Annotated in this window: 17 protein-coding genes; 10 read left to right on the top strand and 7 right to left on the bottom strand. The window is 72.2% G+C overall.

Annotated features, from left to right (window positions below; genetic code table 11):
* Positions 1-24 precede the first annotated feature (24 nt).
* From QF034_RS01560 to QF034_RS01570, 3 genes are read left to right on the top strand one after another with little or no spacing between them, the layout of a single operon-like run.
* Positions 25-1011, top strand: coding sequence for a hypothetical protein (locus QF034_RS01560; RefSeq protein WP_307173172.1), 987 nt, complete (start codon positions 25-27; stop codon positions 1009-1011).
* A 52-nt stretch (positions 1012-1063) separates the two neighbouring features.
* The gene (locus tag QF034_RS01565) at positions 1064-2920 is read left to right on the top strand and encodes an HSP90 family protein (protein ID WP_307173173.1); all 1857 of its coding nucleotides are present in this window, start codon (positions 1064-1066) and stop codon (positions 2918-2920) included.
* Between the two features lie 2 nt (positions 2921-2922).
* Entirely contained in the window at positions 2923-5874 is a 2952-nt protein-coding gene (locus QF034_RS01570) for a hypothetical protein (protein ID WP_307173174.1), read from the top strand.
* Positions 5875-5952: 78 nt separating this feature from the next.
* On the opposite strand, the gene QF034_RS01575 is transcribed toward QF034_RS01570, so the two are convergent.
* From QF034_RS01575 to QF034_RS01590, 4 genes are all read right to left on the bottom strand, one after another.
* Positions 5953-6306, bottom strand: coding sequence for a hypothetical protein (locus QF034_RS01575; RefSeq protein WP_307173175.1), 354 nt, complete (start codon positions 6304-6306; stop codon positions 5953-5955).
* A gap of 163 nt (positions 6307-6469) precedes the next feature.
* The gene (gene tpg, locus QF034_RS01580) at positions 6470-7024 is read right to left on the bottom strand and encodes a telomere-protecting terminal protein Tpg (RefSeq protein ID WP_307173176.1); all 555 of its coding nucleotides are present in this window, start codon (positions 7022-7024) and stop codon (positions 6470-6472) included.
* A 12-nt stretch (positions 7025-7036) separates the two neighbouring features.
* Positions 7037-9277 (bottom strand): telomere-associated protein Tap, encoded by a 2241-nt coding sequence (gene tap, locus QF034_RS01585; protein ID WP_307173177.1) that lies wholly within the window; start codon positions 9275-9277, stop codon positions 7037-7039.
* A gap of 202 nt (positions 9278-9479) precedes the next feature.
* Complete coding sequence (locus QF034_RS01590; RefSeq protein ID WP_307173178.1) at positions 9480-10079, bottom strand: DUF998 domain-containing protein; 600 nt, start codon at positions 10077-10079, stop codon at positions 9480-9482.
* Positions 10080-10228: 149 nt separating this feature from the next.
* Here QF034_RS01590 and QF034_RS01595 point away from each other — a divergent pair, with 149 nt between their 5' ends.
* Genes QF034_RS01595 through QF034_RS01620 form a run of 6 tightly spaced genes read left to right on the top strand, consistent with a single transcriptional unit; the run spans position 10229 to position 15222 of the window.
* The gene (locus QF034_RS01595; RefSeq protein ID WP_307173179.1) at positions 10229-11227 is read left to right on the top strand and encodes an inorganic phosphate transporter; all 999 of its coding nucleotides are present in this window, start codon (positions 10229-10231) and stop codon (positions 11225-11227) included.
* 20 nt (positions 11228-11247) lie between these two features.
* Positions 11248-11859, top strand: a complete 612-nt coding sequence (locus tag QF034_RS01600) for a hypothetical protein (protein ID WP_307173180.1) — start codon at positions 11248-11250, stop codon at positions 11857-11859.
* A gap of 27 nt (positions 11860-11886) precedes the next feature.
* Positions 11887-12717: a DUF817 domain-containing protein gene (locus QF034_RS01605; protein WP_307173181.1), complete on the top strand. Its 831-nt coding sequence runs from the start codon at positions 11887-11889 to the stop codon at positions 12715-12717.
* A 55-nt stretch (positions 12718-12772) separates the two neighbouring features.
* Entirely contained in the window at positions 12773-13603 is an 831-nt protein-coding gene (locus QF034_RS01610) for a PP2C family protein-serine/threonine phosphatase (RefSeq protein ID WP_307173182.1), read from the top strand.
* Positions 13604-13653: 50 nt separating this feature from the next.
* Complete coding sequence (locus tag QF034_RS01615; RefSeq protein WP_307173183.1) at positions 13654-14664, top strand: MASE1 domain-containing protein; 1011 nt, start codon at positions 13654-13656, stop codon at positions 14662-14664.
* Between the two features lie 57 nt (positions 14665-14721).
* On the top strand, positions 14722-15222 hold the full coding sequence (locus tag QF034_RS01620; protein ID WP_307173184.1) for a molybdenum cofactor biosysynthesis protein: 501 nt from the start codon (positions 14722-14724) through the stop codon (positions 15220-15222).
* 6 nt (positions 15223-15228) lie between these two features.
* Here QF034_RS01620 and QF034_RS01625 read toward each other — a convergent pair whose 3' ends face one another.
* The 3 genes from QF034_RS01625 to QF034_RS01635 form a co-directional block, all read right to left on the bottom strand.
* Complete coding sequence (locus QF034_RS01625) at positions 15229-15891, bottom strand: YceI family protein (RefSeq protein ID WP_307173185.1); 663 nt, start codon at positions 15889-15891, stop codon at positions 15229-15231.
* 161 nt (positions 15892-16052) lie between these two features.
* Positions 16053-16889, bottom strand: a complete 837-nt coding sequence (locus QF034_RS01630) for a transferase (protein WP_307173186.1) — start codon at positions 16887-16889, stop codon at positions 16053-16055.
* Positions 16886-18154 carry a glycosyltransferase family 4 protein gene (locus tag QF034_RS01635; protein ID WP_307173187.1) on the bottom strand — a complete coding sequence of 423 codons (1269 nt, stop codon included), beginning with the start codon at positions 18152-18154 and terminating at the stop codon, positions 16886-16888. Before QF034_RS01635 ends, QF034_RS01630 begins: the two co-directional genes overlap by 4 nt.
* A gap of 219 nt (positions 18155-18373) precedes the next feature.
* Between QF034_RS01635 and QF034_RS01640 the strand changes: the two genes are divergently transcribed.
* Positions 18374-20101 carry a VanW family protein gene (locus tag QF034_RS01640; RefSeq protein WP_307173189.1) on the top strand — a complete coding sequence of 576 codons (1728 nt, stop codon included), beginning with the start codon at positions 18374-18376 and terminating at the stop codon, positions 20099-20101.
* Positions 20102-20192: the final 91 nt, after the last annotated feature.

Below are 20192 nucleotides of genomic sequence, written 5' to 3' on the forward strand. Positions count from 1 at the left end.
CGTGGGATCAGGGGAGGGCACGGCATGTTCGGCAGGTTGTTCGGCAGGGGTGCGGAGAGACCGGCGGCGGATCCGCATGCCCTCCCCGTCCCGCGCAGGCAGAAGAACGGGATGTACACGCTGCGCGCGCTCGGTGACACGCGGGTGCTCGCGCTGGTGGAGGCGGCCGAGGCGGGTGACTGGACGGCGGTCAGGGCGGCACTGGCTCCCTTCGACCTCGGCCGCGACCACCAGGTCCTCGGCGAGCTGGCCGATGTGGACGGTGTGCAGGACTGGATCGGCCGGGCCGTCGAGGAGGACAAGGAGCACCGGGCGACGGCCCTGCTGATATCCGGGGCGCGCCACATCATCTGGGGCTGGGAGGCGCGCACCGCCGAGCGTGCCGTGAACGTCACGCAGGAGCAGTGGCGGGTCTTCCACGAGCGGCTCGACATCGCCGAGGAGCAGCTGCTGGAGGCCGCCGAGCTGCGGCCGGAGTGGGTCACTCCGTGGCGCCGTCTCCTCACCTCCGGCCGAGGCATGTCGCTGGGCCGCGCCATCAACGAGACCCGGCTCGACGCCGCCCTGCGCCGCGACCCGCTGGACCTGGAGACCCACCTGGAGTGGGTGTCGCAGTTGCAGCCCCGCTGGGGCGGCAAGCCGGGCCAGGCCCTGGCGTTCGCCCAGGAGGCGGTCGCCCGCGCTCCGCAGGGGCACCGCCTCGGCTGCGTGATCGCCATGGCCTACATCGAGGAGTGGGTCGAGTCGGAGCGCGGGGACTACCTCCACACGTCCGAGATCCAGGCGCAGTTGCGGGAAGCGGCCGACCACAGCATCCTCCACCCCGCCTACGCGTATCGCCCGGGCTGGCAGCACGACTTCAACATGTTCGCCATGGCCCTGTCGCTGGCCGGTGAGCGCCATACGGTCCGGCGGGTCTTCCAGACGCTCGACGGCGCCTACACCAGCTGGCCCTGGACCTATTTCGCGGAGCCGGAGAAGCAGTTCGCCCGCCACCACCGCCGCGCCTGAGCGCACGCCGGCCCCGATCCCACTCGCCCTCCCTCCCCCTCCGGACTGCCCGATGACTCTGCCCGACACCGCCACGAACCCGTCCGGCGCCGACCGCACCTTCCAGGTGGATCTGCGCGGCCTCGTCGACCTCCTCTCCCATCACCTCTACTCCAGCCCCCGCGTCTACCTGCGCGAACTGATGCAGAACGCGGTGGACGCGCTGACCGCCCGGTACGGCCTGGAACCGTCCGCCTCCGCCGGTCCCCTCGGCATCCGCCTGTACGCCGACGGTTCGGTGGTCCGCGTCGAGGACGACGGCGTCGGCCTCACCGAGGCCGACGTCCACACCTTCCTCGCCACGATCGGCCGCAGCAGCAAGCGTGCCGAGCAGGTCGCCGAGCAACGCGCGGACTTCATCGGCCAGTTCGGCATCGGCCTGCTCTCCTGCTTCCTGGTCGCGGACGAGATCCACGTCCTGAGCCGCTCCGCCCGCACGCCCGACGCGCCCGCCGTGGAGTGGCGGGGACGCGGCGACGGCAGCTACACCGTCCGCACCCTGGCCGCCTCCGCCCGTCCCCGGCCCGGCACGACCGTCACGCTGACGCCGCGCGCCGACGCGGGCGAGTGGACCCGCCCGGCGCAGGTGCACGCGCTGGCCCGGCACTTCGGCTCCCTGCTGCGCCACCCGGTCACCTTCGACGACGGCACAGGCGGCCCGGGTGATCCGGGGGTGCGCGTCAACCCCGAGCCCGCCCCCTGGACGCGTACGTACCCCACGCCGGGAGCCCGTTCCCGGGCGCTGGCCGCGTACGGCGAGGAGGTCTTCGGGTTCACGCCGCTGGACACCATCGAGCTGGACCTGCCGGCCGTGGGCCTGAAGGGCATCGCGTGCGTGCTGCCCGAGGCGGTGCCGGCCGGGCGCCGCCACGGCCACCGCGTGCACGTCAAGGGCATGCTGCTGTCCGAGCAGGCCGAGGAGATCCTGCCCGACTGGGCGTTCTTCGTGCGCTGCGTCGTCGACGCCGAGAGCCTGCGCCCGACGGCGTCCCGCGAGTCCCTGTACGAGGACGACACGCTCGCCGCCGTCCGCGACGCCCTCGCCGAGCGGCTGCGTGCCTGGATCGCCCGGGCCGCGGCCAGCGACCCGGACCTGCTCGGCCGCTTCCTCCAGGCCCATCACCTGGCCGTGAAGTCGCTGGCCGTGCACGACGACGAGATCCTGCGGATGCTGCTGCCCTGGTTGCCGTTCGAGACCACCGACGGCCACACCACCCTCGACGAGTTCGCCCGCACCCACCGCACCGTCCTCGTGACGTCGACCGTGGAGGAGTTCCGGCAGGTCGCCGCGATCGCCTCGGCCGCCGGGCTCGGCGTCGTCAACGGCGGCTACACCTACGACCGTGAACTGGTCCACCGGCTGCCCGAGATCAGGCCCGAGGCCAGTGTCGCCGACCTCGACCCGGCGACCCTCACCGCCCACCTCGACCCCGTCGACCGGGAGACGGAACTCGCCGCGGCGGCCTACCTCGCCCAGGCCCGGGACGCCCTCGCCGTGTTCGACTGCGACGTCGCGCTGCGCACCTTCCAGCCCGCCTCGGCCCCCGCCCTGCTCGTCGACAGCCGCGAGGCCCGGCACGAGCGCACCCGCTCCCAGCTCGCCCGTGAGCAGGAGGGCGGCCTGTGGGGCGACATCCTCGGCGCCCTGCGCCAGGAGGCCCCGCGGGCCCAGCTGATCCTCAACCAGCTCAACCCGCTGGTCCGCACCGCCGTCACCATCGACGAGCCCGAACTGGCCCGCACCAGCGCCGAAGCCCTCTACGGGCAGGCGGCGATGCTGTCCCGGCGCCCGCTCAGGCCGGCCGAATCGAGCCTCATCAACCGCTCCTTCCTCGACCTCCTCGCCCACGCCCTCCGCAAGGACAGCTGACGATGCCCACCGCACCCCATCCCCAGAGCACGGACGAGCTGTACGAGGCGCTCCGGGAGAACGACCGGCGCCCCTACGGCCGCACCCGCACCGTCACCGCCGAGGAACTCGTCGACGCCGCCGAGCAGTTCGCGGAACCCGTCCCGCTCATCCACGCGCTCCTCGAACTCCAGGAGGCGTACACCTACGGCTCCGAACCCCGCAAGTCGCCCGTGGTCTTCGCCCGCCTGCTCACCCTCTTCGACGAGCAGCCCGACGTCTTCGACGAGCGCCTGCGCCACATGCTGTTCTGGCGGTTCAAGTGGGTGGCCCACGCCCTGCGCCAGCTGCCCGAGATACCCCTGTCCAGCCTGCGCCAGTGGCTCACCGAGATGCGCGACCGGTACGAGAAGGCCGGCCTCGGCCTGCAGCCCTACTACGGACAGGCGTATCAGCTCGCCGCCCACGTCGGCGAGGACACCACCCCCGCCTACGAACTGTGGGCGGCCCGCACCCGCACCCGGCTCAGCGACTGCGAGGCCTGTGAGACCTGCGAGCGCGCCCTGTACCACCTGACGGCCGGGGACGACGAGCGGGCGCTGCGCACCTGGGAGCCCGTCCTGGCCGGGAAGGAGTCCTGCCAGGAGGAGCCGGCCCGCTCCGTGTCGTACGCCCTGCTGCCGCTGCTGCGCACCGGCCGCACCGACCGGGCCCGTGAACTGCACCTCGCCGGCTACCGCGGCTGCCGCCGCAACCCCTCGATGGCGCAGGAGGTCGGCCGGCACCTGGAGTTCTGCGCGCTGACCGGCAACGAGGCCCGCGGCCTGGAACTGCTCTCCGAGAACCGGAACCTGTTCGACGAGATCGACTCGCCGCTGGACCTGCTCGGCTTCCTCACCGGCGTGGAGGTCCTCCTCCAGCGCGTCGAGCACCTCGGCCACGGCGAACTGCCCGCCGCCGGATACGCGGGCCGCACCTGGACGGTGGCAGGCCTGCGCGCCGAGGTGCGCGGCCGTGCCGACGACCTCGCCGCCCGCTTCGACGCCCGCAACGGCACCACGGCGCACACCGACCGGCGCAGGGCCCGCCTCGACCGTGCCCCGCTCGTGGACGCGCTGGAACTGACGCTGCGCAGTCGCGGCCTCGACGACGTGGCCCCGGCCGCCGCCCCCGTCGCCGCCGTCACCGCGACCGCCGGCCGTACGACCGCCGCCGTCCCCGATGACCTGGCGGAACTCATCCTCCACGCAAGGAAGTCGGAGGAGCGGGGGCACCCGGACGCACACGCCTGCTGGGCGCGGCTGCGGACGCTCGTCGCCGCCCGCGACTACACGCACCCCGACGACCCGGCCGTGGGCCCGCTCGTACAACTGCGCGCGGACCTGCTGGCCGACGAGGCGAGCCGGGCGAGCGACAAGGACGAGTTCGCCGTCGCCGCCGGTCTCTACGAGGAGGCCGCGGGCCTGTACGCCGACGCCGGGCTGCCGGGGCACGCGGCGGTCGCCCGCGCCAGTGCCCTGCTCACCTCCGCCGAGATCCCGGCCCAGGGCGACGACGCGACCGAGGCGACGGCCACCGCGCTGACCGCCGCTCACGCGTCCATGGTCCGCCTGCACGAGGAGACGCCCGGCCTGGCCCCGCACCAGGAGGCCCGCCTGCTGCGGCTGCGGGCGACCGCGCTCGGTCTGCGGCTACAGGCGTCGAGGAGCGAGGAACACGTCGCGTCGGCGCTCGCCGAGGTGGACCTGCTGCACGCGTTCGCCACCCGGCACGACGTCGTCGGGCAGATCTCCGGCGCCCTGCTGCTGCGGGCCACTACGTACGCCATCTCCGGCGACCTGCCCGCCGCGGTCACGGAGATCGACGCCCTCCTCGACCGGCTGAGGGCGCACGGCCCCGCCTGGCACCTGCCCCGCACGCTCGGACTGCGGGGCAGGCTCCAGCTCGTTCTCCGCGACGCGCAGGCCGCGTACGCGGACCTGGCCGAGGGGCTGCGACTGGCCGCCGAATGGCCGGCCGACGCCGTCGACACCAGCCGCCTGCACGGTGATCTGGCCGAGGCCTGCATGCACCTGGGCCGCCCCGACGAGGCACTGCGGCATCTGACGCGCTCCGCGGAGATGGAGCTTCGCCGCGGCAGCCGGACGGACGCGTTCTGCACCTACAGCAACGCGGCTCAGCTCAGCCTCGACCTGGGCCGCGTCGAGGACTGCATCGCGCTGCTCGACTCCCTGCTGGCCGAACCGGACGTCGCCGCCGGAGAACTGGACGACCGGCTCGTCGCGCAGCTGCGCCTGACCCGCGCCCGCGCGCTGCACGCGGGAGACGATCTCAAGGCCGCCACCGCGGAGTTCGTCGCCCTCGCGGCCGAGTCGGCAGGCTGGGACGACGACCCGGGGAGCCACGCCGTCATCGCCGCGGAGACCGCCGTACTCCTCGGCGAGTCCGGCGAGTTCGGCCGGGCCCGCGAAGCGGCGGAGCAGGCACTCGCCGCCCACGCCCGGGATCCGCGCTACGAGCAGCTCAGCAACTGCCTGCGCGAACTCGCCCGCCTCCAGGGCCAGCAGCAGGGCCCCGACGGCCTGGCCGGCGCGCTCGCGTTCCTCGCCGACGCCGGCCGCGTCGCGGACGAGGCCCGTGCCACCGGGTACGAGGCCCGCGGCCGTTCCCTGGACACCGCCCTGGCCTATGAGTACGGGCGGGTCAACGCCTACACCGGTGAGTACGAGGACGCCCTGGCCGCCCTGGACAAGGCCCTCGCCCTGCTCGGCGAGCCGGGAGCGGAGCAGGACCACGCCGCGGAGTGGGCCGAGTGCGTCCGTCTCGCGGCCGTGGTGGAGGGCCTCTACCTGGAGCGCCCGGCCCCCGCCCTCGCTCGCCTCGACGCGGCGGTCTCCCGCCTCACTCCCCTGGGCCACACGGACGAGACCGAGCCGCTGACTTCCTTGGCGGCCCGGCTGCGCGACGAGGAGTGACACGGCTCCCCGGTGCCGGGGCGGGCGGGCTGTCGCCCCGGCACCGGACACTCCGCTGCTCGGCCCCCGGTAATGCCCTCAGGCCCGGTTGAGCCGGGCCGCGATTCCATGGCCGATCAGCAGATAGATGACCGCCGGGAGGCCGTAATTGAGGACAACACGCAGCCCCTTGGTGTCCATCGTGAAAATATCCTGTGCCCATCCGGACAGCCAGTCCGCCGTTCCGTGAACGAACTCGACAAAGGGATTCGCCTGGTTCGCGTCGAGCAGGTAAAGCACGATCCACAGGCCCAGCAGACCAGCCGCCACGTCGGCGATCGTGCAGGTGGCAAGGGCTATCCGCCGCGACGTGGCCTGGTCGCGCGCGGGGCGGCCATGCCCCGGCGGCTGGTCATAGGTCTGGTAGCCGGAAACCGGGTCGGTGTTGTTCACAGGAAATTCCCATCTCGCGCGTGAGAGGTTTGCAGGGGGGCGCCCCAGGCAGCGGGATTCAGCCTCGGACTGGCTCGTTTCTGCCTACTTCTGCGCCGCGCGAGCAGCGTCGTGTTACACCTCCGACTTAGGCGGACCGAATACGCTTCCTTTTGATCGACGGTCAGAGGTCGAACTCCAGGTGCTCCACGTCGGTGAACTCGACTTCGAGGCCCTGGGCGCGGCGGCCGTTGTCGCGGAAGTACACCTCGCCCAGTGCCTCGGCCGCGATGTCGCGCAGCTGCTGTTCCGTGCCGCCGGCTTCCTTCGTCTCGAAGAGGCGGGCGGCGTACTGCGGGGGCAGCGCGACGGTGAGGTGGCGCAGCCGGGCGTCGTCGGTGGAGCCGGGGGCGGCCGTGTAGCCGAACCGGGCGCGGGTGTCGATGACGATGCCGCCGGTGGTGGCCGCGGTGTCTTTGGCCCTGGCCCGGATCTGGGGCTGCCACCGCTGCGTGACCTCGCGTTCCATGCGCCGCGCGAGGTCGGGCCGGGGTCTTCTGATCTGGTCCTTCACATACCGTTCGACGGTGCGCTGGGTGATGCCGAGCAACTCGGCGACCGGCCTGGTGCCCTTGAGCTGTCTGACCAGGTAGCGCATCTGCGCGCCCGCGCTCTTGGGGATCGGGCGTGTGAACGCCTTCCGCAGCGCGGCGTCGAGACCGTCCCCGACCGTGTCCATCGGCCCGCTCCCCTACTCTCCGTCGTCCTTGGCTGTGACCTCACCGGTCTTGATGTAGCGGGCGAGGTTGAGGACCTGCCCGTACTTCTCCCGCACCGCTTCGGCCCACAGGGTGGTCTGGGTGCCCTCGTGCTTGACCATCCCCGGTGACACCCCGAGCCGGAAGCTGCCGGGCACCGTCTTGTCGTCGGCGTCGTACGGCAGGACGTGGAGCGGGCCGGGACCGTCGGCGGCGTAGACGGCGCAGTCGGACAGGACCGCCACCGGATACCGGCCGGTCGCCGCGGCCAGGTTGAGCATCTTGCGGTGCATGTTGATCCGGGCCCGGGAGATGACGGTGGCGCGGATGTCGGGCCGCCACGTCGGGCGGGAGAGGGCCGGCCAGGGCTGTCCGGGCTTCCAGCCGCCGCCCCGCGCCCGTTCCCGCAGCTTGCCGATGCCGCCCTTCACCGTGGACTTCACCGCGTCGAGGACGATCGCCATCTCCGGATCGCGCTGCTTGCAGCCGTCCATGGCCTCCAGGAACTCCCGGGTGGGCAGCTTCTCGCCCACACCCAGGTCGGCCATGGTGTCGACGTACGCGTCACGCAGCCGCTTGTACCAGCCGTCCAGGAACCTGCCCTTGTCCTCCCGCACCCAGGCTTCGATCGGGGCGACGTCGTAGCCGAGTTCCACGGCGTACGCCACCGTCGGAGTCGCGTACCAGGCCGGGCCCTGCGGGCGCTCGCCGGTCGGTGTGAACGGGCTGGGCAGCAACGCGCTCTCGAGCCGGCGCCACTGCTTGCCGACCAGGACGCGGGAGAGGTCGACGTGGGAGAGGTCGACCAGCCATGACCCGGGCAGCGTCGGGTCGAAGACGGGGTCGGTGACGTGCACCGGCGGCGTCGCCAGGCCGACGACGGCACCGTTGGCAGCGGCGCCGAAGGCGAGATTGACGTCGATGCCGACCAGGTACCGCTGCATGCACTCGGCGTCGGTGAGCTCACGTGCCCAGTCGTACGCCTCCTCGAACAGCATCTCGTCCGGGCCCCGTTGGTGGAAGCGGGGCAGGCCGGCGAGCAGCGGGTGCCCGTCCGGGGCCTCGCACGGGGCGCAGTCCATCGGGTGCTCGCCCAGCGAACCGGGCCGGTGCTCCTTGTGCCGCTTCCCCGTCTCGTCCGCCTCGCTCGCCCGGGTCGGCGGGTTGAGCGCGGTCATCAGTTCCAGGCCGGTGACGGCCGTCGAGCCGCGCGGTGTCATCACGCGGGCCGCGTAGGTGCCGAGCACGCGGGCGAGTTCCGCCGGCTCGAGCTGCGCGGCGTGGCCCCAGGTGCGGGCGTCGAGCGCGTCCCACGAGGGGATGCACAGCTGCACGCACTGGCGCCGGCGGCCCTGGGCGGGGCGGTAGACCCGCGCCCACGGCCCGAACCCTCGCTTGGTCAACTGCCAGTCGGCCCGGTCGAGTTGCTTGAGGATCTTGTGGCCGTCCGGGAGGCGTCCGGTGAGCCGCTCGGCGTCCGAGAGCGCCACCGGCAGCCCGTACCGCTCGCACGCGCGCTCGGTGAGCACGAGCAGGGGGTCGGCATCCCTGCCGGAGCCGTGCAGCCTGCCCGCCCCGAGCTGAGCCTCCGTCAGCGTCCACTCCACCAGCGCGGGAAGCGACTTGGCGGGCACGTCGAGGACCAGGCCGCCGATGCCGTACCCGGTCACCCGGGAGCCGTTGTCGACGTCGATGACGAGCAGCGGGCCGTTCGCGAACCGCGGGTCGGCGTCGGTCACCGGGGTGTTCGCCGGGGCGGCTTTCTTGGTGCCGGGACGGCGCGACGTCGGCGTCGGCCTGGTCGTGGCGCCCGCCGGACGCGGTACGGCGGCGCGAGGTGCGGCGTTCCCGGGTGGATCCTCCGCAGCCGGGCCTGCGGATCCCGCACGGGCCCGGGGCGGTTCGGCCGCGGACGGCGCCGGTGCGGCAGGGGCGGCGGGCGTCTCCGTAACCGAGGTGTCCGTCGTGTCCTTCGGGGGCGCCGCGGCGTCGGGGGCAGGGTAGAGCTGGGCGAGCTGCTTCAGCAGGCGGGCGTATGCGTCGCGCTCGGGCGGGCGCGGTTCGGTCTTGCCGGCCTCCCAGCCGCTGACCGTCGCACGCCGCACTTGCAGCGCGGCGGCCACCTCGTCCAGCGTCAGGCCGTGCGCCTGGCGCAGCCGCTTGCGTTCCGCCGGCGGCGGCAGCGGGGAGCGGGACGCGACCAGCGCGTCGACCGCGTCGAACAGCTCCGACATCGGGCACCTCCTGCTCCGCCACCCTAGCGTGGAGCGAAGGTTTCGCGTACCAAGAGCGTACGTACGGCGTTCTTTTGGTCGTGACGCGAGGGCTTCACGTCCCTGCCGTGAACCGACTGGGACTCCGTCGGGCAGTAGATCGAGCGGCCGGGACTGGTCGCGCAGTTGAGTGGGTCGGGCCGCGGTGGAGTACCCCGGGCCGTCACCTTGGGACACCTCGCGGGGTGCAGTGGCGCAGGCAGGACAGGGCCACGACGAACGGCCACACCGACTGGAGGGTCGTGACCGCGCGTTCGGCGACACCGGCGACGCCGTGGAGGTGCGTCTCGACCAGGAACCATGCCGCGCCCACCGCCATCACCGCGGTGGCTCCGAGGGACGGTAAGGGGCGCAGGGCCCAGGGGACGCTGTCGCCGGTTCGGATGGCCAGGACGGGCCATGCCGCCAGGACGGCGAAGCCGACGGCGGCGACCGAGCCATGCCCCAGGGAGCCGCCGCTGCTCGGCGCCGGGACAATGGCCACCGCCAGGGCGGCCACTCCCCCGGCCGCCAGGGCCAGCCGGCCGGGCGTCGCGGCCGGGCGCAGTCCCCAGGCGGTGAGCAGGTGGCAGACGCCCAGAGTGATGAACGCGCCTGTCATCACCCAGTAGCCCGAGCCTCCGGGGGCCGCCAGGACGCTGATGGTCTGGGCGGCTGGGTCGTAGGCGGGTCCCTGCAGTGCCGCCGCCACCATCCAGCCGATGATCAACACGGCAGGGGCACACGCCGACGACAACAGGACCCATTTCGGAACAGATCGCACTAGGACACCGTAAAACGGATCCCTCTCTCCTCTCGTCCCACTACCGCTGCTCCGGGCGGGTCCGTCCGTGGGTTTCGCGGCACGATGGACCCGTGCGCCGACAGCGCCCGTGACGGTCCGGCGCTCTGCCCGCGGAAAGGTGATCGGTCATGGAGCTCACCCTGGTGGTGCTGATCATCATCGTGGGACTGACCTTCGACTTCACCAACGGCTTCCACGACGCCGCGAACGCGATCGCCACCTCGATCTCCACCCGGGCCCTGACGCCGCGCGTGGCGCTGGCCATGGCCGCGGTGATGAACTTCTTCGGCGCCTTCCTCGGGACCGAGGTCGCCCAGACCGTCGGCAGCGGCATCATCGGCGCACCTGAGGGCAAGTCGGGTCTGCTGCTGGTGCTGTGCGCGCTCCTCGGGGCCATCGGCTGGAACGTGTTCACCTGGCGGCGGGGGCTGCCGACCTCGTCCTCGCACGCGCTGATCGGCGGGCTGGTCGGTGCCGCGCTCGCCGCTTCGGCCACCGTGCACTGGTCCGGGATCGTGGACAAGGTCATCCTGCCGATGCTGCTCTCCCCGCTGGTCGGCGTGGCCCTCGGCTATCTGCTGCACGTGGCCATCCTGTGGATGTTCCGTCGTTCGACGCCCCGCCGGACCACCCACCGCTTCCGTATGGCACAGACCGTCTCCGCCGCCGCGATGGGGCTGGGGCACGGGTTGCAGGACGCCCAGAAGACCATGGGGGTCATCGTGCTCGCCCTCGTCACGGCGGGCCGGCAGGACGACTTCTCCGTTCCGGTGTGGGTGATCGCCGCCGTGGCGGCCGCCATGGCCGCCGGTACCTACAGCGGCGGGCGTCGCATCATCACCACGGTCGGCCGGCGCATCGTGCACCTCGATCCGCCGCGCGGGTTCGCCGCCGAGACCGCCGCCGCGAGCGTCCTCTACACCACCGCGTTCCTGCTGAAGGCGCCGATCTCCACCACACAGACGATCACCGCGGCCATTCTGGGTGCCGGTGCCACCCGGCGCGCCTCGGACGTACGCTGGCAAGTGGCCCGCTCCATCGTCACGGCCTGGGTGCTCACGTTCTTCGGTGCCGGGATTCCCGCCGCCGCGATCTACCTCGTTCTGCACGCCGTCACCGGTCTGTGATCCCAGCCGGGAGGCCCACATTGGTCGCCTTTGCGCCGCGCCCGCCGGACGGCCTTCCGACGCCCGGGCGTTTCACGCATCTGCACCCCGACGACGGCGCCTGCCTGATGGAGAGCGCCGCGTTGCTGGCCGGCGGGCGGTTCACCGACAGCCCGCCCGGTACGCATCCGGCGCTCGCGGCTCTGGCCCGTGTGGTCAACGACAGCGTCGGTGACGCCACCCGGCACGCCCTGTGGCCGCTGGCCGCCGAACTCGCCGACGCCCGTCCCGCGGACAGGGCGTATGCGTCGCTGCTCGTCGGCTCGGTCGTGGATGCGGCGCGCGTGCTGCGACCCGCGTCCCGGCGTCTGGCCCGGCACGGCCGTGCCTGCCGTCGGCTGAGCGAGAAGCTCGCTCACGTCCCGGCGGGCGGGCTGCCGGGCCGCGCCGCGGATCTGGTGTGGTGGCGTGGCCCGGGGCGGCGGCATCTGGAACACGCACTCCGGGTGCTGTGCGCCGCGCCTGACGCGGACCTGCGCCTTGCCCGGCTGCTGCGGGAGGCCGTGGCGGAAGCCCGGGATCGCGCGGCCGGGGACGGCGTGGCCCGGGGCGGGCGGGTGCCGGCGGCCGGGGAGAGTCACTGCAACCGGTAGGCGCGCGAGCCCGTCCTACAGGGCACCATGATCCTTCCAAGCCTCACCGACCCCTGGGCCGCGCCGGTTCGGCAGTTGCTCGACTTCGCCTGGGCGCAGACCCGGGCGTGCGCGTTCGCCATCGCGCTGCTGTCCGGCGTGGCCGTGTCCACCCTGCTGCCCGACCTTCCCGTGGCGCGCTACGACCTGCTGGTGGTCTACGGCGTGCTGCTCACGCTGGTGTTCTGGCTGCGGGGCTGGGAGAACGGGCGGGACGTCGCCGTCATCACGGTCTGTCACGTCATCGGTCTGGCCTTCGAGCTGGTGAAGGTGTCGCTCGGTTCGTGGAGCTACCCGGAGCCGGGCGTGCTGAAGTTCGCCGGTGTTCCGCTGTACGGCGGGTTTCTGTACGCGGCCGTGGGCAGCTACGTGTGCCGGGCCTGGCATCTGTTCGATCTCCGCCTCGTGCGCTACCGGCCGCGGGCGACGGCGGTGGTGGCCGCGGCCATATACGTCAACTTCTTCAGCCATCACTGGCTGCCCGACGCCCGCTGGGTGCTGGCCGGGCTGCTGCTGGCCGTCACCGCGGGGACGTCGGTGTGTTTCACGGTGCGGGGTGTGCGCCGGCGGATGCCGCTGGCGCTGTCGTTCGTCCTGATCGGGTTCTTCCTGTGGGTGGCGGAGAACCTGGCCACCCTCGTCGGCGCCTGGCGCTATCCGTACCAGGAGCACGGCTGGGAGCCGGTCGGGGTGGAGAAATTCGGCGCCTGGGCGTTGCTGATCAGCGTCACCTTCGTCCTTGCGGCGGTCGGGCGGGCGCGGGGAGCGCGAGTCGTCGACGGGGCTCCGGCCAAGTATCATCCTATGGACGTAAATTAGGTGATTCGCCTTCGAGGGTCGTCACCGATCGTGACCATCCTCGCCGGAGTGATCAATGGCCCGCACCGGCACGACGGACGACGGCGACGAGCTGCTGACCAGGCTCGGGGCGCTGACGGCCCAGGCGCGTGCGCAAGCCGAGATGCAGCGATCGCGGGTCGAGCTGGCCATCGCGCTGCAGCGCGGCATGCTCCCGCGCGACCTGCCCGTCGCCCGCCGGCTGCATCTCGCCGTGCGGTACGAGCCCGCGTGCCAGGGGCTCAACGTGGGCGGCGACTGGTACGACGCCTTCGCACTGGGCGACGGCCGGATCGGACTGTCCATCGGTGACGTCCAGGGCCACAACATCGAAGCCGCCGCCTTCATGGGGCAGGTGCGGGCCGGGCTGCGAGCCCTGGCCTCCGTCACCAGCGAGCCGGGCGAGGTCCTGGCCCGGACCAACGAGCTGCTGCTGTCGCTGAGCTCCGATCTGTTCGCCACCTGCACGTTCATGCGGCTCGACCCGTGTGCCGGTGTGCTGGAGAGCGCGCGGGCCGGGCACCTGCCCTGTGTCTGGGCCACGGCCGACGGGAAATCCGGCGTCGCCGAGGACGAGGGCGGGCCGCCGCTGGGGATCCAGGCGGGGGTGTCCTATCCGGTGAGCCGGTACGAGCTGACCACGGGGGCGGTGTTCGTGCTGCTCACGGACGGTGTCGTGGAGGGGCCCTGCCTGCGGCTGGAGGAGGGCCTGGACCAGGTGATGCGGCTCGCGGGCATCGCGGCGGTGGCGGGCATGGACGTGGACGCGCTCGCGGCCGCCCTGATCAAGGGCGCGGAGCGGGTGGGGCACGATGACGACGCCGCCGTGCTGGTCGTCGGCCTCGACGGGCCGGAGGCTCAGCCATAGGGCCGCAGGGCCCCGCTCTCACCTCGCCGCGGCGGCGGCCTCGGTGTCTCATGGCTGCTGTGGTGGGTTGCCGGGATCCGCGTACGCCGGCCGTCGTCGCTCTGCTGACGCCGGCCGTCGCCGCCTGCTATTACGCATCCGGGCAGCTCGGCCTGCTGCGGGAACTGGTCGTAGAGGGCTCGGTCGTCACGCCGATCTGGCCTCCGACCGGCGTCTCGGTCGCCTTCCTGCTGATCTTCGGGCTGCGCTGCTGGCCGGGGATCGCCCTGGGCGCCTTCTTCGTGATCCTGTCCCTGACATCCCTGGACCCCTGGGCGTTCGGCGTGCTGGCGGGCAACACGGTGGCCCCCGTCGTGGGGTACCTGCTGCTGCGCCGGACGGGTTTCCGCACCGATCTGGCACGACTGCGGGACGGTCTCATCCTGGTCTTCCTGGGCGCCCTCACCGCCATGCTGATCAGCTCGACCACCGGCGCGGGCATCCTGCTCGCCACGGGCAGACTCGAATGGCCGGGCTTCTGGGCGGTGTGGCTGGCCTGGTGGGTGGGTGACGCGATGGGCGTGCTGATCGTCACCCCGGTGCTGCTCCTGCTGTCCCGCGTCCGCCCGCCGCTGCGCCTGTCGCGCTGGAAGGAGGCCTCGGGCCTGGCGCTGATCGTCTGCTGTGCCGTTCCGCTCACCACGCACAGCTCGGTCAGTCTGCTCTTCCTCGTCTACCCCCTGCTGATCTGGGCGGCTCTGCGCTTCCAGCTGGCCGGCAGCATGCTGTGCGCCCTCTTCGCGTCGGTCATGACCACGGTGGCGGCGACCGACCGGGCCGGGCCGTTCGAGCGGCTGACCAGGGTGGAGGTGATGATCAAGCTCCAGGCGTTCAACGGGGCGATGGCCCTGACGGCCCTGATCCTGTCGGCCGTGATCACCGAGCAGATCCACACCCGGCGGTCGGTGGAGCGCGCGTGCCATGAACTGGTCGAGGTCCTGGAGCACCTGACCGCGGGCGAGACGGCGGACGCCCGGGCCCCTCTGGAGGACGGCGGGGTCGGGCGAAGGCAGCGCGAGTGACCGTCCGCCTCCCGTTGCCCCGCCGGGTGGGGGCGACCGCGGCATAGGGTTGACGCCATGACCGAGGTGGAGGTGCTGCAACTGCTGGTGTCGCCGGCTCACCGGCTGGCCGGACGGCCGTCGGACGGCCCCTCCCCCGGCCCGTCCGACGAGCGCGTCCCCCGGGTGGAGGTGCGCCGCGGCCTGGGGCTGGTCGGCGACCGTTACTACGCGAGGCCGGCCCACCGGAACGCGGCGGTGACCTTCATGGCCGCGGAGAACCTCCCGGCTGACGCCGACCTGCGGCAGACCCGCCGCAACGTCCTGCTCCGCGGCGTCGACATCGACTCCTGCGTCGGATCGACGATCGCCCTCGACTGCGGCACCGGGCCGGTGCTGTTCGCCGTGAACCGGCCGGCCCGGCCGTGCGCCTGGATGGACGTGACCATCGGCCCCGGCGCCCAGCGCGCCCTGCGCGGGCGGGGCGGTGTGCGGTGCACGCCGCTGAGCGACGGGGTGATCACGGTGGGCCCGGCGACGTTCCGCGTCGTGGCCGGGCCCGGCGATGCCGGGCCCTAGGGGGTGTCAGCCGGCCGACGGGGGCGTGCGGATGGCGGCGATGTCGAGTTGCAGACGTACCTTCTCGCTCACCATCGCACCTCCCTCGGCCAGCCTGCTGTTGTACGTCAGCCCCCAGTCGGAGCGGTTGATGGTGGTGGTGCCGTCGAATCCGACTCTTTCGTAACCGAAGGGGTCGGTGACGTGCCCGATGTAGGTCATCTCCAGGACGACCGGCCGCGATATGCCCTTGATGGTGAGCTCGCCGGACATGTGAAAGAGGTCGGCGCCCGCCTGTTCCACCCCGGTACTGGTGAAGCGCATACGCGGATACGTCGCGGCATCCAGGAAGTCCCGGCCGACCAGGTGGGCATCGCGTTGTTCCACCCCGGTGTCGACGCTGGCGGTGAACAGCGTGAGGTCGGCCCGCGATCGGGCGGGGTTGCGGGCGTCGAAGTAGAGGAGGCTTTCGTACTCCAGGAAACAACCGCGCACGGTGGTCACCATGGCGTGCCGGACGGAGAAGCCGATCCTGCTGTGAGCAGGGTCGACGACCCATTCGCCGGTGAGATTCGCCAGGTCGGGGTCGGGCAGGACCGCGGTGGGGGAAGCCGGTGCGCCGGCGGGACGCTGTGGGGGGACTGACGGCGCTTGCCGGCGGGACGGCACGACGCGGTTGAACAGGTTCATGATTCATCTAGGTACTTGAGTTTGGTTATTGCCGCAAGTCCCCTTCCCGTTTACGGCCGTTGTGGACAGGCGCCTGACCTTTTTGCCGCCGCTTTGCACAGAATCCACACATGCCTGTCGCGATGTACCGACGAAATAACCATCCGAGGGGCCAGGAATTTTCATTTCGGGCATATCGACGATTCGGTCGGTGTCACCTCGATCGCGAGGTCGTTGTCGACGGTGAAGTAGGGGCGTGCGGACGATCCGCCCGCCGCGAGCGCCGGGTAGACGAAGACGTGTTTGCGGTCCGCCACGTCGTCGAGGAGCCGGCCGATCCTGACCGGCGGCGCGTCGGCGGTGGGCCGGACGAAGGCGTCCCAGATCCGGCCCGGGATTTCGGCGCCGCCCGTCAGGTCCTCCTGGCCGGCGGTGAAGGAGAAGTCCCTGCCGTCGTCGTCGATCCGGGGGCGCAGGTCCCGTACGGTGCCGGTCCCCCGCAGGCGCAGCCGTACGGTGGCGTCCTCGCGGAGTTCGGCGCCGTGCAGGCGGGCCTCGACCGTCACGGCCTGCCGCGTGACGTCGATGGTGCGGGCCTCCGCGTGGGCGGTGCGCCGCCATGCCCTCAGCGCGAGGAAGCCGTCCTTCGTGACGTACGGGATTCGGACGGCGACCGGTGAGGGCCGGTCGCGGAGGTGGCCGTCGACGAGGGCGCGCAGGTCGCTGAGGCCGGGGCGCAGCCGCTGGCGTTCGGCTTCCGGTTCGGGCAGCAGGTACAGGTCCCAGCGGCCTTCGTCGAGGGCCGGATGCGGCTCCAGTACGGCGTGCAGGTAGCCGTCGGTCCGGCCGGGCTCCAGGTCGAGGTGGTGCAGCGTCGTCTCGGGGCGGCCCTTCTTGGGGCGCAGCCGGAGGAGCAGCTGTGGACGGGAGGCCGGGGCCTGCGGGAGGCGGAAGGTGATGCGGCCGTCCGTGTCGATCGCGCAGTGGGTGCGCAGGTGGGTGTCGAGGTGCGTGGTCATCGGCGTCCCTTGCGTATCGCGCGCAGTGCGCCGGCGGCCGCGGCGTGGGCCGCGTCGCGGGCGGCGTGGCTCCGGCCGATCAGTGCGCTGTTGCTCCGGTGGTTCTGGGGGGTGGAGGTCGGTCGGTCCGTGGTCCGGGCCGTGAGGGCGTCCTCCAGGATGCGTTCGGCCTGGGCGACGACGGGGCCCGGGGCGAACCGGCGCGCGTTCTCCAGGGCGGTACGGCCCATGCGGCGGCGCCGTTCGTCGTCGCCGACGAGTTCCAGCAGGGCCGAGGCGAGGGCGTCGGCGTCACCGACCGGTACCAGCCGGCCGTCGGCGCCGTCCTTGATGATCTCGCCGGGGCCGTAGGGGCAGTCGGTGCTGACGACGGGCAGGCCGCAGCGCATCGCCTCGACGATCGTCATGCCGAACGGCTCGAAGTTGGAGGCGGCCGCGCCGACCGAGCCCTTGGCCCACTCGGCCTCCATGGGGGTGGCGGCCCCCATCAGGAACACGTTGTTCCACAGGCGGAGCCGTTCGATGAGTTCCCGCAGCCTGGGCTGCTGTTCGCCCTTGCCGTAGATGCGCAGCTGCCAGTCCGGGTGGGCGGCGGCGACCTGGGCGAACGCCTCGATGAGCAGGTCGTAACGCTTCACCGGGACCAGCCGGCCGGCGGCGATGACGATCTTGGCGGTGTCGTCGGCGGGAGGCAGCGCGGGGTCGGGGACGCTGTTCGGGAGGGCCTCGACGTGGACGCCGGGCAGCCACATCTTGCGCCGGTAGGCCGCGGCGTCCGCTTCCGTGACGGTGGTGATCACGTCGAGGCGGCGGTAGGCGCGGCGCAGTGCGGTGCGCAGGGCGGGCGGGTGGTTGTCCAGGGTGAGGTGCTCCTGGCCGACGCGCAGGACGCGCTGCGGGGCCTGCCGCGCGATGTGCACGTTGAGGCCGGGGCGGGTGCCGATGACGACGTCGGTGTCGATCGCCTCCAGGCACTCGCCGATCCGCTGGTCGGTCAGCTCGCTGTACTGGTGGTGGCGGTACTCGGCGGACGGGAACACCTTCGCCGGTCTCTGGTGCAGCGGATGGTCCGCCTCCTTGCGCAGGTCCACCAGCGCGCGCAGCCGCACCCGGGGGTCCAGGACCAGGTTGGGGTGCTCGCGGTGGCGTAACGCGGAAACGATCTCCACGTCGTGCCGCTCGGCGAGCGCCCCGGCGAGGTTGAACGTGGTGGTGATCGTGCCTCCGATTCCATAGGCGTTGTGAATCAGGAAAGAAATCTTCATGTCGGCGTAGACGGCCCCAACCACCCGACAGTTGTTCGCCGTTATCACTCTGTGGCCCTGCGGGAATACGGGTGCGGACCGGCCGGTTCCGGAATGATCTCGGACATAAGTGGTCTGGGCCATACCGGTCTGCCGCCCGAATATGCATAGCTTGATGTGTTTGCCCGCAGCAGCGTCGCGTCATCGGGTGCACCGTCGTCATCGATCTCCAGGAGACCCATGCGCCCCCGCATCACCTCCGTCCCGCGCATCACGTCCCTCCCGCCCCTGGCCCTGGCCGGCGGCGCGCTGGCCGTGGGTGTCGGCGGGCTGCATCTCGCCGGGCTGATGCTGACGGGCGGGGAGATCGACTCCGGTACGACGGTGCGCGGGGTGGAGATCGGGGGCCTGAGCCGTGCGGAGGCGGTGCGCAAGCTGGAGCGGCACCTGGACGCGGCCGGGGCCCGGGAACTGCGCGTGAAGGTCGGTGACCGCACGGGCACGGTCGATCCGCGGCGCGCCGGGCTCTCCTTCGACGCCGAGGAGACCGTCGACCGGGCGGCACGCACCGGCGCCGGCCCGGTCAGCGTGATCGGCGGCTTCTTCCGCTCGGGCGGAGACATCGAGCCGGTCCTACGCCTCGACGAGGACAAGGCCCGGGCCGCCCTCGGCCAGGTGGCGAAGGGGCTCGACCAGAAGGTCCGGGACGGTGCCGTCGCCTTCGACGACGGCCGGGTCGAGGAGGTCGCACCGCGCACGGGGTACTCGCTGGACGTGGCCGGCGCGGTCGGCCCGCTGCGCTCCTCCTTCCTGCGGGGCCTGCGGGGTGACACCCGCTCGGTCACGCCGCTGCCCGCCCGCGAGACCCGCCCGAAGGTCGCGGCAGACGAGGTACGGCGGGCGGTGCGCACGTTCGCCGAGCCGGCCATGTCGGCGCCCGTCACGCTGACCGCCGGCGGCAAGCGGTTCACGGTCGGGCCGGCCGTCCTGGGCGAGCACCTGGAGATGCGGCCGGACGGCGACGGAAGACTGAGACCGGAGCTGGACGCCGAGGGACTGCGCGCTGATCCCGCCGTGGCGGGCCCGCTGAAGGACGTCACCACGACCGCCGAGAACGCCAAGCTCCGGCCGGAAGGCGACAAGGCCGTGGTGGCCCAGGACGCCAGGGTGGGCCAGAAGGTCACCGACAAGGCGCTGGGCAAGGCGGTCCTGCCGCTGCTCACCAGGCCGGGCGCGGACCGCAGCGGCGAGGTGGCCGTGAAGCGGACCCAGCCCGAAATCACCCGCGAGAACGCCGCCGCACTGGGGCTGACGGAGAAGATGTCCTCCTTCACCGTCCACTTCGAACCGGCGGAGTACCGCACGAAGAACATCGGCCGGGCCGTGGAACTGATCAACGGCTCCCTGGTCAGGCCGGGCGCGACGTGGAGCTTCAACCGGACCGTCGGCGAGCGCACCGAGGCCAACGGCTTCGTCGAGGGCATCATCATCCTCGACAACCAGTTCACGAAGGCGTCGGGCGGCGGCGTCTCGTCCGTGGCGACGACCCTGTACAACGCGCTGTTCTTCGCCGGGGTCAAGCCCGTGGAGCACGGCGCGCACTCCTTCTACATCGAGCGTTACCCGGAGGGCCGCGAGGCGACGGTCGCCTGGGGCAGCCTGGACCTGCGGTTCGCCAACGACTCCGGCAAGGCGATCTACATCCAGGCCGAGTCCACGGACACGTCCGTGACCGTCTCCTTCCTCGGCACCCGGAAGTACGACGAGGTCAAGTCGGTCAAGGGCCCGCGCACCGAGGTGAAGCAGCCCGAGAAGAAGGTGAGCCACGACAAGGAGTGCGTGCCGCAGACACCGCTCGAAGGGTTCGACGTCACCGTGGAGCGGGTCTTCTACAACGACGGGCGGGAGGTGCGGCGGGAGCCGTTCCGTACGCACTACGCGCCGCGTGACGAGATCGTGTGCGAGTGAGACACCCGCCGTTCGCCTTCCCCTGGAACTCTCCTTTTCCGCCGGGGCGTTGACCTGCCCCCAGGGCCCCAGCACAATGAGCGCCCACTGC

The sequence above is a fragment of the Streptomyces africanus genome, from assembly GCF_030816955.1.
GTDB lineage: Bacteria > Actinomycetota > Actinomycetes > Streptomycetales > Streptomycetaceae > Streptomyces > Streptomyces africanus.

Bases quoted from the DNA above. Each gene is read 5' to 3' on its own strand.
- QF034_RS01560 (WP_307173172.1), top strand. From the start codon at position 25: ATGTTCGGCAGGTTGTTCGGCAGGGGTGCGGAGAGACCGGCGGCGGAT.
- QF034_RS01565 (WP_307173173.1), top strand. From the start codon at position 1,064: ATGACTCTGCCCGACACCGCCACGAACCCGTCCGGCGCCGACCGCACC.
- QF034_RS01570 (WP_307173174.1), top strand. From the start codon at position 2,923: ATGCCCACCGCACCCCATCCCCAGAGCACGGACGAGCTGTACGAGGCG.
- tpg (WP_307173176.1), bottom strand. From the start codon at position 7,024: ATGGACACGGTCGGGGACGGTCTCGACGCCGCGCTGCGGAAGGCGTTC.
- tap (WP_307173177.1), bottom strand. From the start codon at position 9,277: ATGTCGGAGCTGTTCGACGCGGTCGACGCGCTGGTCGCGTCCCGCTCC.
- QF034_RS01595 (WP_307173179.1), top strand. From the start codon at position 10,229: ATGGAGCTCACCCTGGTGGTGCTGATCATCATCGTGGGACTGACCTTC.
- QF034_RS01605 (WP_307173181.1), top strand. From the start codon at position 11,887: ATGATCCTTCCAAGCCTCACCGACCCCTGGGCCGCGCCGGTTCGGCAG.
- QF034_RS01610 (WP_307173182.1), top strand. From the start codon at position 12,773: ATGGCCCGCACCGGCACGACGGACGACGGCGACGAGCTGCTGACCAGG.
- QF034_RS01615 (WP_307173183.1), top strand. From the start codon at position 13,654: ATGGCTGCTGTGGTGGGTTGCCGGGATCCGCGTACGCCGGCCGTCGTC.
- QF034_RS01620 (WP_307173184.1), top strand. From the start codon at position 14,722: ATGACCGAGGTGGAGGTGCTGCAACTGCTGGTGTCGCCGGCTCACCGG.
- QF034_RS01625 (WP_307173185.1), bottom strand. From the start codon at position 15,891: ATGAACCTGTTCAACCGCGTCGTGCCGTCCCGCCGGCAAGCGCCGTCA.
- QF034_RS01630 (WP_307173186.1), bottom strand. From the start codon at position 16,889: ATGACCACGCACCTCGACACCCACCTGCGCACCCACTGCGCGATCGAC.
- QF034_RS01635 (WP_307173187.1), bottom strand. From the start codon at position 18,154: ATGAAGATTTCTTTCCTGATTCACAACGCCTATGGAATCGGAGGCACG.
- QF034_RS01640 (WP_307173189.1), top strand. From the start codon at position 18,374: ATGCGCCCCCGCATCACCTCCGTCCCGCGCATCACGTCCCTCCCGCCC.